General features: G+C 57.9%; 10 protein-coding genes. 4 read left to right on the plus strand and 6 right to left on the minus strand.

What is annotated here, in order from left to right:
* The first annotated feature begins 310 nt into the window (after positions 1 to 310).
* The 4 genes from alkA to RMO15_RS14150 all read left to right on the plus strand — a co-directional run bounded on the left by alkA (position 311) and on the right by RMO15_RS14150 (position 4,368).
* Positions 311 to 1,756, plus strand: a complete 1,446-nt coding sequence (gene alkA, locus RMO15_RS14135) for a DNA-3-methyladenine glycosylase 2 (RefSeq protein WP_309713806.1) — start codon at positions 311 to 313, stop codon at positions 1,754 to 1,756.
* Entirely contained in the window at positions 1,753 to 2,262 is a 510-nt protein-coding gene (locus tag RMO15_RS14140; protein ID WP_309713809.1) for a methylated-DNA--[protein]-cysteine S-methyltransferase, read from the plus strand. The genes alkA and RMO15_RS14140 overlap by 4 nt, the downstream gene beginning before the upstream one ends.
* Positions 2,263 to 2,392: 130 nt before the next feature.
* Positions 2,393 to 2,965 (plus strand): thymidine kinase, encoded by a 573-nt coding sequence (locus RMO15_RS14145; RefSeq protein WP_309713812.1) that lies wholly within the window; start codon positions 2,393 to 2,395, stop codon positions 2,963 to 2,965.
* A gap of 119 nt (positions 2,966 to 3,084) precedes the next feature.
* Complete coding sequence (locus RMO15_RS14150; RefSeq protein WP_309713815.1) at positions 3,085 to 4,368, plus strand: rhomboid family intramembrane serine protease; 1,284 nt, start codon at positions 3,085 to 3,087, stop codon at positions 4,366 to 4,368.
* A gap of 77 nt (positions 4,369 to 4,445) precedes the next feature.
* On the opposite strand, the gene RMO15_RS14155 is transcribed toward RMO15_RS14150, so the two are convergent.
* From RMO15_RS14155 to RMO15_RS33280, 6 genes are all read right to left on the minus strand, one after another.
* Positions 4,446 to 5,195, minus strand: a complete 750-nt coding sequence (locus tag RMO15_RS14155; protein WP_309713819.1) for a hypothetical protein — start codon at positions 5,193 to 5,195, stop codon at positions 4,446 to 4,448.
* A gap of 12 nt (positions 5,196 to 5,207) precedes the next feature.
* On the minus strand, positions 5,208 to 6,977 hold the full coding sequence (locus tag RMO15_RS14160) for a c-type cytochrome (protein ID WP_309713824.1): 1,770 nt from the start codon (positions 6,975 to 6,977) through the stop codon (positions 5,208 to 5,210).
* Entirely contained in the window at positions 6,967 to 7,485 is a 519-nt protein-coding gene (locus RMO15_RS14165; protein ID WP_309713826.1) for a nucleotidyl transferase AbiEii/AbiGii toxin family protein, read from the minus strand. Before RMO15_RS14165 ends, RMO15_RS14160 begins: the two co-directional genes overlap by 11 nt.
* Positions 7,486 to 7,708: 223 nt before the next feature.
* On the minus strand, positions 7,709 to 8,776 hold the full coding sequence (locus RMO15_RS14170; protein ID WP_309713829.1) for a M50 family metallopeptidase: 1,068 nt from the start codon (positions 8,774 to 8,776) through the stop codon (positions 7,709 to 7,711).
* Between the two features lie 9 nt (positions 8,777 to 8,785).
* Positions 8,786 to 9,892: a 1-deoxy-D-xylulose-5-phosphate reductoisomerase gene (dxr, locus tag RMO15_RS14175; protein WP_309713832.1), complete on the minus strand. Its 1,107-nt coding sequence runs from the start codon at positions 9,890 to 9,892 to the stop codon at positions 8,786 to 8,788.
* A 145-nt stretch (positions 9,893 to 10,037) separates the two neighbouring features.
* Positions 10,038 to 10,346, minus strand: a complete 309-nt coding sequence (locus tag RMO15_RS33280; RefSeq protein WP_369016113.1) for a hypothetical protein — start codon at positions 10,344 to 10,346, stop codon at positions 10,038 to 10,040.
* Positions 10,347 to 10,425 lie beyond the last annotated feature (79 nt).

The raw sequence follows: 10,425 nt of genomic DNA on the forward strand, positions 1-10,425 counted from the left end.
GTGCGTACTAATACGCACCTGTTGGGCGTGGCCGCAGGCTCCTCAGCGCGTCGAACAGGTGCGTATTAGTACGCACTGCGCTGAGTCGCATCGGCGACCGGTGATGTAAAGCGAGCTTTACGGCCACCACGACGAAACATCGTGGCTCAAACCCGAAGGTTTGAAAGGCTAACGATTGTAACTCCGCCCTCCACTCCAAACACTACAAAGAGTATGCACGACCCGGAACCGTAAAGTCAATAAAAATCTTCTTGTTTTCCTGTCCGAAAACGGCGAGTGCCTTACGCGAGAACACGGCATACTACAGACTATGGAACCTCTAGATGCGAACGCGTGCTACCAGGCGCTCTGCACCCACGATGCCCGCTTCGATGGGGTGTTCTTTGTGGGCGTGCGCTCAACAGGAATCTACTGCCGTCCCGTCTGCCCGGCAAAGACCCCCAAGGAAGAGAACTGCACGTTCTACCCCCATGCCGCCAGCGCGGAGCAAGCTGGATTTCGCCCCTGCCTGCGTTGCCGCCCCGAGCTGGCTCCCGGAAATACAATCGCCTCCGTGGATGCTTTTGCAGAGCTAGCGAGGCGAGCGGCGAGCCGGATCGAGGATGGCGCTCTCTCCGAAAAATCCATGACGGAGCTAGCCGAGGAACTAGGGGTAAGTGAGCGGCACCTGCGGCGTGTGGTCGTGAGTGCCTTTGGAGTCTCCCCCATCGCGCTGGCCCAAACTCAGCACTTGCTACTTGCCAAGCGCCTCCTCACTGACACCCACTTGCCCATCACCCAGATCGCCTTTGCCAGCGGCTTTGCGAGCGTCCGGCGCTTCAACCATGTCTTTCAGGAGCGCTACCGGCTGACGCCCACGGATCTTCGTCGCAACACGAACCGGACGGAGGTGGAGACACTCACGGTGAGCTTGGGTTTCCACCAGCCGTTTGCCTGGAGTGAGCTTCTCGCGTTTCTTTCGCACCGCACTCTGGTTGGTGTGGAGGCAGTTCTCGACCAGACCTACTGCCGCACGGTGCAGATCGGCGAACATACCGGTTGGCTAAAAGTCGCGGCAACGGAGCAGACGCTTCAGGTTACCCTCTCGCACTCGCTCGCCCTAGCGCTTCCCCAAACCTTGGCCCGCGTCAAACGCCTCTTTGATCTCACAGCCGATCCCCTCCCCATCGCGACACACCTTGGAGCGCTTGCCGAAAACTGCCCCGGACTGCGTGTTCCCGGTGCATTTCATGGCTTTGAGACAGCCGTACGTGCGATTCTGGGACAGCAGGTCAGTGTAAAAGCCGCCACGACCCTAGCCAGCCGCTTTGTGGCCGCGCTAGGAGAGCCTATTGCCACCCCTTTTACAGCGCTCACACACCTCAGCCCCACGGCGGAGCGGGTCGCACAAACCTCCAAGCATGAGCTGATCGCCCTCGGCATTCTAGAGTCACGCGCCACGGCCATTCTCACACTGGCTCAGGCCGTCTCTGAGGGCCGCTTGAACCTAGAGCCCGGCGGCAATATCCCCGAGAAGCTTGCGCAGCTCCAAGCACTTCCGGGGATCGGTGAGTGGACGGCGCAGTACATTGCCATGCGTGCCCTCGCCTGGCCCGACGCGTTTCCCCACACCGACCTAGGAGTCAAGAAAGCCCTCGGACTGACGACGCCTAAGGCCATCCTCACCCACGCCGAGCGCTGGCAGCCTTGGCGTGCCTACGCCGTGATGCACCTCTGGCGCTCGCTCGAAACCAACGACACGGAGAAACCTCTATGACAACCTATTTCACGCAGCAGGAAACCCCACTCTGCACACTTCGGCTTACCTCCGATGGCGAGGCGCTCACGGGCATCTACCTGCTCCCCGACCACCGCCATGCGCCAGAAATGACGACCGACTGGGAAGAATCGCCCACGCTCCCCATCTTCCAGAAAGCCGCCACCCAGCTTGCCGAGTACTTTGCCGGTCAGCGCACCACGTTCTCCCTGCCCCTCGCCCCCACCGGTACTGCGTTTCAAAAACGCGTCTGGGCGGAGCTGATAAAAATTCCCTACGGCCAGACGATCTCCTACGGCGAGCTGGCACGGCGCATCGGCAACCCAAGCGCCTCCCGCGCCGTGGGGCTGGCCAATGGGAAAAACCCCCTCTCGATTATCGTCCCCTGCCACCGCGTTATCGGAGCCAGCGGAAAGCTCACGGGCTACGGCGGCGGGCTGGCAAGAAAAGAAGCATTACTCTCGCTAGAGGCACCGCCGGTTGGAGCGGCGGTGCTGGAGAGCTAAAGCTACGAAGGCCGTTTCGGCCATACTGCGTTTGTTTGGTATGGGCGGCACGCCCTTTGTAGCCAAAGGCTCTCCAGTCTCCCCGTTCCAATCGGGGGGATTCCGACGGCGGTACGGTAAAATGGCCGGTATGCCTACCGGCTCCCTGACTGTAATCTGCGGCTCGATGTTCTCCGGCAAGACCGAAGAGCTGATCCGCCTCGTCCGTCGTGCGCTCTACGCCAAGCGCACCGTCCAGGTCTTCAAGCCCGCCCTCGACACCCGCGACCCAGCCACCGTGATCCGCTCCCACAACGGTGCTCTTCACGAGGCCCATGCCATCGAAAATAGCGCCGCACTCTATCTTTCCGTCGCCCCTGAGACCCAGGTTGTTGCGATTGAAGAAGCGCAGTTCTTCGATGAGGGCATCTTCACCGTCTGCCAAGCCCTCGCCGACGAGGGAAAAAACGTGATTGTCTCCGGACTGGACATGGACTTTCGCGGGGAGCCGTTTGGTGCCATGCCCCAGCTAATCGCCGTCGCAGATGACGTGGTCAAGCTACGAGCCATCTGCGCCGTCTGTGGGAGCGATGCGGCTCGCTCTCAGCGGCTCCTCAACGGCATGCCTGCCCCCGCCAGCGCCCCTATCGTCCTCATCGGAGCCACAGAGCACTACGAAGCCCGTTGCCGCCAGTGCCATAGCGTCCCGGAAAACACCCTCTAAAATTTAGACATAGAAACAATTTTTGTCGGAACAAGGAATCTATCCGTACAATCTGTAAGTATATAAGTCATCTCGACGAAGCATTATCATCGTCTAGCAAGGGCAGAACAGAACTCAACATGATCCCTTACCGCGCCAAAACACCTCTCGAAAATTTCCCTATCGCATCCATCGCACTCATCGTTGTCAGTGGCGTGTGTTTTTTGCTCACTTCCTCCCTCTCTCCATTCGGTTTGGCAAGTGCCCCGTTTCAAAATGCAAGCCTTGCACAGCTCTTAGTTAATGGCCTGCTCCTCTGGGTTTTCGGAGGTGCCGTAGAAAACCGACTCGGACCTGTGAAGCTCTTGCTGATTTTTTTACTGGCAGGCTTTATCGGGGGAGTCAGTAGCCATGGTCTGGCAGTTGGGCTCGGGATTGCTCCCAAGGCACTGGGGGAAATCGGCGGCGTGTTTGGCTGTATCGGGGCCTTTATCTACCTCTTTCCTTTTGCGCGCATCAAGATTTTTCCCAGTCTTGGCCTCCTGCGAGCTGCAACCGGGGACTCCGAATCCGCAGGGGACTGGCAGGGGATTTGGGTGGCACTCTACTACCTGCTGATAACCCTAATCCTCTCTGGGATCACCCTCAAGCAAGGAATCCAGGGAGCGCTGGTGCCCTTGGGCGGGCTTGCCGGAGCAGTTCTGGGAGCCCTGGTGCCACTGGTTCTCCGTGAAGAGCGCGACAGTGAGGAAGCCTCCGAGGCAGAGTCTATCCGCTCGGAGGTTCGCGGCGACTACTCGATACTCTCCACCCATGAGCTGGAGGCCCTCGTCGAGCGCGATCCCAACAACCCAGAGCTGGTGCTTACCTACTGCCGTAAAGCGATGAGTTCCGCCATCAGTAGCTCGGAAAGTAGCGCTCAGAGTGTCAACTACTCCAACATTCGTGAGATATTCGTGAAGCGTGCTCAGGTTCTCATTGGCAGTGACGAGCCCGATGCCGTCGCCCGGATGGCACTGAATCTGGCAAGCGAGCCGGGAGCGATTCCTGCGGCAGTTCTGCTGCGTCTGGCCAGTCGCCTAGAGAGCCTGGGAGACTACGCGCTTGCCGAGCAGCTCTACCAGCGTGTCTTCCTCTACGACCCACGTGGCCGTGATGGCGAGCTCGCCTTGATGCGAAAAGCAAGGCTACAGGAGCAGGGATCTGCGGATAAGTCGGCAGCGGTGGCTCTCTATATCGAGCTGATCCAGCGTTTCCCCAACGGCCTCCAAACCACCTATGCCCACGATGCCCTGCGCCGCCTTGGAGTCGCCGCTCCTGTCGTCACGGCTCAAAGCGCTCCAACAGCCGCCCCCGTCCCCACCACAACGGACGGCATCCCGGCCAGTGCCGCCGCACACGGTCTCCGCTCCCTCGGGGGCTAGCCGGTCTCCCAGGGAGATGTCACACACTCCTAATTGCTACGCGATGGCCAGTCTGCCCCTCAGTGCCCGAGAGTAGTTCAGAGAAAGCGTTGCTCACCTTGAGCTACTTGGGCATCGGTGAGGCGCACCAGTACTTTGCGGACATTGACCTGCACATGATAGGTCAATGCCTCTTGCTCGTTGTAGTGTTCTTCCAGCGTGGCCACATCAGAGAATTTCTTGGTGCCTTCCCCAGCAGCATCCAGCCGTGCACGTTCTTTCTGAATCCGCTGCCACAGTTCTTGTGTACTTATTCCTGGGAGAGCAACGACTTCACGGGGAGCTGGTGGATCCATGTACATTCCTGTGTTACTGACGGAGACTACTTTTCCAGATGGGCAAGCGGTAAAAAACCAGTTAGCTAGAACTTCTTTCTCACCGATCATCGGAGCTGGCTGACGGTTGACTGTCCATGGCAGAGACGCAACAAAGTTCCCACTTGAATGAAGAAAATAGGCAGCTCCATTATCTACTTGCAACGGGAAAAGATGCTTGAAGAGCCTGTGGTAGGCTACCAAGGTAAACCCCAATGCTTCCAGCTCGGCGATTTTTGGCCCAAAAGTCTGAACAGCACGATTTGAGAGCATGTCCTGTGCCACAACAAGATCCTGCCAATGCATCGGGAGGTAGTTTCCCTCAGGTGGCACCTTGATTGTGTAGCGCAAAAAAGAAAACATGACCGCGCCAAGGGTTCCTCCTAGCGCAAACCGGCGTAATTCGGAAAAGGAAAGCTTGCGCAAATCACTCTGGTAGTAGCCAGGGGTGACGGGTTCAATAGTTGTCGCCATACTGGCTACACTTTACAAACTTTTTAGAAACGCGACAAGGTCTTTTAGCTCTTGCGGCGTGCAGTCGGGCTGGCCAGTGAGTTGGCTGGGGCGGTGGTGCTTGGTCAGAACGTCTTCCAGCGTACGAGCCCGCCCGTCGTGAAGATACGGAGCACGACTGTAGACATTGCGCAGAGTCGGCGGGTTGTAGCCCTCGTAGGCGTCACCCGTCTCCTCAAGTCCCGCTTTTGTGACGGTTGGCGTGGCGTAGTTCGTGCCACCATGGCAACTTACACACCCCTTCGTGACAAAGACTTTCAGTCCGGCAGCGTTTGTCGGAAACGGCGATTTTTTCCAGTCGAGTGACTTTAAGTAGGCTTCGACCGCCTCAATCTCAGAGGTCGTGGGCTCCTCACCCTGCATGCTCTTGGTGAACGACTCGACAACCCCCTGCCGCAGGGTCTTCTGCCAGCCGTGCCAGGTGTAGGGCGAGGTCTGGACGACACCACGCAGGCTTAGGGTCTTCTTGGGCTTGCCGTAGCTCCCATCATTGAAGGTATCAAAGTTGCCGCCGTTGGTGTGGCCCTCGGTGTGGCACGAGGCACAAGAGTACCACGAGTGAAACGAACGCTTGGCATCATGAAAGAGCTGCTCGCCCTGACGAACTTGTGACGGCGCTTTCGGGCCACCTAGCGTGATGGTTTTGGTGACCTTCCCCAAGGCAACATCCACCACCTGAACCGCATTGAGAAAGTCGTTGGCGACAATGAGCTGCTTGCCGTCTGCCGAGAACTGTGCTCCCAGCGGTCTGCCGCCGAGCTTGATGCGCCGAATTCGCTGCACCGACTCGGGCTCTAGATAGTCCTCGGGGCCACCAAAGGCCACAAAAGGAAGTCCCTCGATCTTGGAGAAGAGCACTAGCTCGTGCGTCCCGCCTGCCGTCAATGCAACTGTCTGGCCATCGGGTGAGATCGTGCAGCCATCCACATCCCCCAGCGCATCACCCTGCGTGTCAAGCGCAATCGCCTCACGCGGCCCGTCTTCGGTGAGCGGAACACGGGCCAAGCGATTGCCGACTACCCAGCCCCGGTCTATATTGTCTTTGGTTGCGGGAAAGCGCCGCTCGTTGATAAAAGGGACGAAGGCTTGTTTACCATCGGCCGAGATCCCAATATGGCGCACATTGCGACCATTTAGCGGCACGGTGTAGAGCTCTTCGCCACTAGGGAGTGCATAGACCGAGAGCGTTCGGGCGCGTGTGCAACCCACGGTGAGGCGCTTCCCATCGGGCGTGAGCGCCACATGCCAGGGCTCCAGCCCGGTCGGCAAGCGCTTGAGAATTTTACGAGTCGCAAGATCTACCACCGCGACAGCATCTTCTCCCGCCAGCGCGACATAGGCGGTCTTGCCATCACGGCTGAGCGCAACCCCACGCGGCTCATCTCCCACAGCAATGGTCGCGGCAACCGTGAGCTTATCGCCCGAAATAGTGAGAACACTCAGCGAATCGGAGCCGTAGTTGGTCACCACGGCAATATTGGCGCTCGCCGCAACGCAGAACGGCTCATCACCTACAAAGGCATGCGCCAGCACCATCCCCGACGCAAGATTGAGTAGCGCCACGGAGTCCGTACCGCGCTCGGTCACCAGCGCAAGACTGCCGCCTGCCAGCAGGACAACTTCATGTGGCGCAGGATCACGCACCGTCTCCACCTTTTGCGACACCTCCGGCTGCTTCAGCGCAAACCCTGTCAGCCCCAGCAAGGGAAGAACCAGCAGAAACCCATTTCGTTTAAGTCGCACTTAGACCTTCCTCATCGCGAAGTCGAATCAACGCTTCAATTTCCAGTAAGTGAAGCTTATCTTTGGTTCGTCCCGCCGCCCGCTTCATCGCCGCTAAGTCTTCCAGCGAGGCCACTCGCACCTTGAATCCACCCATATCCAGCTCCAGTGAACGCTCCCAGAGTCCTTCAAAAGAATCAATACCGGCAGGGAGAGGAAGAATATCAATGTCTCCCAAATCCGTCTTCAGGTTCAGAAATCGAAGCTTTCCAATCTCAAGATGACGAGGTGAAATCTGGAAGTTCTGGCTTGGAGGAATTCCCAGTGGCCGCGCATGGAGAGTTTTCAAATACACGATCAGAGCCTCTCGGTTCGCCAGATCAGGAACCGGTGAGATATCTATGTCGTAGGTGAAATGATCGCCACCGAGCAAGCTTAGAGCCAAACCACCAACAACCACAAACTTGATTTCGAACGCGACCAAATCCTGAAGCACTTGTGAGAACTCAGGTGGAATCTGCTCAATCATGACTTTTGTCGCGAGTTAAGCGGTCGGATTTTCACAACCATCGCGACAGCTCGTTGGAGTTTTTCTACTCGCTCTCTTGGTGTTAATTTTAAGTTCTCACGAAGATGCGATAGATCAATGCCGTTTTCGTCATGATAGGGATTCGCTTCACACCAGGCAACAAACTCCTCAAAGCTCATCTCTGGTACTGCTGGCTCTATGACCTCGGCTGACTTCATCGCTGCTAGCCTCTCCCCAGAAGCTTGAGGATATCGTTGAAGGTGATACTGACAAAGAGCACGAGAACTAATGCCCAGCCGGTCAGCGCCACACCCATCTGCAGCTCCTTGCTGAGCTGTTTGCGCCGAATCGCCTCAATAATTAACAGGACGATCTGCCCGCCATCAAAGACAGGGATCGGGATAAACAGATTGGCGGCATAGAGCGAGAGGGAGAGCTGCCCCATGAGCCCCAACAAGCCTGGTAGGCGATCCTCCCAGTCCCACTTCACGACATCTGAAACGGCTCCTGCAATGGCAATCGGGCCACCGACATTTTTCTTCAGCTCGCGCGGCTTACCCACCAGTTTCTTCAGCTCGGAGAGAAAGGTGCCCGTCATTCGGTTGGCTTCTCCGAGAACCTCGCCAAGCTGTGCGGGGCGTGTGCGCGGCCTGAGACTCACCCCGATTTTGTAGGTTTTCTCCTTGCCTTCCACTTGCTCACGCGGCTGAACGACCAGCGTGAGGGGTTTATCGTCACGGAGAACCTCAATATCAAGGGATTTACCTTCCGAGGCCTGTACCTGCTTCACCAGCCCGTTAAAGTCATTGACAGGCTTACCCGCGATATTGATGAGCAAGTCATCAGAGCGTAGTCCTGCCATCGCGGCAGCCCCGCCATCGACAACTCTGAGCTTTTGGGGGCCAGGTAGCTCGACCCCTTGCACACCTACCAGAACCACAAAGGCAAGCCAGCCCAATAGAAAGGAAGCAACCGGTCCCGCTAGGATCACCAGAAAGCGCTGCCAGATCGGTTTCGCGTTGAAGAACGCCATCTGCTTCTCGCGGGTCTCGTCGTCGGCATCTGCCTCGGCAAAGCCTACAAAGCCCCCTAGCAAAACAGCACGAATCGTGTACTCGGTCTCACCGTCGTACCAATAGCGCCACTTTTTCCCAAACGGCAGCCCAAAGGCAAACTCATAGACCTTGAACTTGAAGAGCTTGGCGGCTAAAAAATGGCCCAGCTCATGGACAAAGATCAAGATACCAAACAGTACCGCCCATGTTAGCAGGGTCTCCAGGTTATGCAGCAAGGTTCTCTCCTAAAAGTGCTCTCTCACGAAGCGGCGCGCCGACGCATCAGCGGAGGTGATTTTCTCCAGTGTATCCGCTTCCGTAGCGGAAATGCTACCCAGTGCATCGGCAACCACGGTGGCGAGCTGGCCAAAGCGCAGCTTGCCCTCTAGAAACGCCCCGACAGCAGCTTCGTTGGCGGCATTGAGAATTGCCGGAGCCGTGCCACCCGCCCGAAAGGCCTGTCGCGCCAGCGTGATGGCGGGAAAGCGCTCGTGGTCGGGTGCCTCGAAAGTCAAGTCGCGCATCTGGGTGGGCGAGAGGCGCGGGATTCCAGTGTCCACTTTCTCAGGGTGCAAGAGGGCGATCTGAATCGGCAGACGCATGTCCGGCAGGCCGAGCTGGGCTAAAAGTGCACCGTCGCGCAGCTCCACAAACGAGTGGATAATGGACTGCGGGTGCACAACGACCTCGACTTTTTCCTCACCAACGCCATAAAGCCAGCACGCCTCGATAATCTCCAGCCCCTTGTTCATCAGGGTCGCGGAGTCAATCGTGATCTTGCCACCCATGCGCCAGGTTGGATGGTTCAGCGCCTCTTCCACGGTGGCGTTGGCGATACGCTCTTTGTCCCACGTGCGAAACGGCCCACCCGACGCCGTGATATGCAGCTTGTCAATCTGGGAGTAGTCGTAGCCCGCCAGGCACTGAAAGAGCGCGGAGTGCTCGGAGTCAATCGGCAGGAGCACCGCGCCACCCTCGTGTGCCGCTTGCGTCACCAGCTCCCCGGCGGCCACGAGTACCTCTTTGGTCGCGATACAGACCCGTTTTCCTGCCTTGCACGCCGCCAGCGTCGCCGCCAGCCCTGCCGCGCCCGCCACCGCCATGACCACGGTATCTGCTTCATCGAGCACGGCCAGCCGCGTCATCGCCTCGCTGCCCTCGCGCTCCACCGATACCACACGCTCGCTTGGCAAGCCCCAGCGCCGCGCCTGCTCTTTCAAAAGCTCCGAGTCGCGCCAGGCCACAAGGCCCACCACGCTCGCCCGCTCCGGCCCTAGGCGCTCGATAATATCCAGCGTCTGCGTCCCAATCGAGCCCGTCGAGCCCAGCACCACAATCTTTCGCACAGCCATGAACGCGATTCTACCCGATGGGAGCCCTCTCCCCGGCTTCAGGCCATCTCCCCAGGATGCTCGTGCCTCGCTCCGTCCCCTCTTCCCCTCATGTTCGCAAGCTCACGGGAAGAGGGGCTACTAACATGTTAGGGATCTTCAATAATTAAAGAGTTCCATGGTTCATTGCACTTGGCCATATTGTGACAAACCACTTTTCCAAACCCGCGAGACGGCATACCCGAGTTTCAACAAGAGACATCGCTTTCTGGCTTAAACGAACACCTGTCTGATAGGTGTGGGCAACCAAGTGCACCAAAGGAGGCTTGCCGCGCCAAGTCATCGAAGCAGCAAAGCGCATGAGTGTGTCAACACTCTCTAGTAAACTACCATTCCAATGCTGCTCCAAAACACCCCAACAGCGCTCGATGGGATTGTACTTGCTATGATAGGGTGGGTTATAGGCCAATCGCACGCTGATGCGCTAGTGCCGCACAAACGCGACGATCCGCTGCATAAACTGGGTTCGCCGACTATGATTTTCCGGTCCATTA

Origin of the sequence: Armatimonas sp., assembly GCF_031410135.1 — a bacterium.
In the GTDB taxonomy this organism is placed as follows: domain Bacteria; phylum Armatimonadota; class Armatimonadia; order Armatimonadales; family Armatimonadaceae; genus Armatimonas.

What these genes read in the sequence shown, in the direction of transcription:
- alkA (WP_309713806.1), top strand. Translation starts at nt 311, where the DNA reads ATGGAACCTCTAGATGCGAACGCGTGCTACCAGGCGCTCTGCACCCAC.
- RMO15_RS14150 (WP_309713815.1), top strand. Translation starts at nt 3,085, where the DNA reads ATGATCCCTTACCGCGCCAAAACACCTCTCGAAAATTTCCCTATCGCA.
- RMO15_RS14140 (WP_309713809.1), top strand. Translation starts at nt 1,753, where the DNA reads ATGACAACCTATTTCACGCAGCAGGAAACCCCACTCTGCACACTTCGG.
- RMO15_RS14155 (WP_309713819.1), bottom strand. Translation starts at nt 5,195, where the DNA reads ATGGCGACAACTATTGAACCCGTCACCCCTGGCTACTACCAGAGTGAT.
- RMO15_RS14165 (WP_309713826.1), bottom strand. Translation starts at nt 7,485, where the DNA reads ATGATTGAGCAGATTCCACCTGAGTTCTCACAAGTGCTTCAGGATTTG.
- dxr (WP_309713832.1), bottom strand. Translation starts at nt 9,892, where the DNA reads ATGGCTGTGCGAAAGATTGTGGTGCTGGGCTCGACGGGCTCGATTGGG.
- RMO15_RS14145 (WP_309713812.1), top strand. Translation starts at nt 2,393, where the DNA reads ATGCCTACCGGCTCCCTGACTGTAATCTGCGGCTCGATGTTCTCCGGC.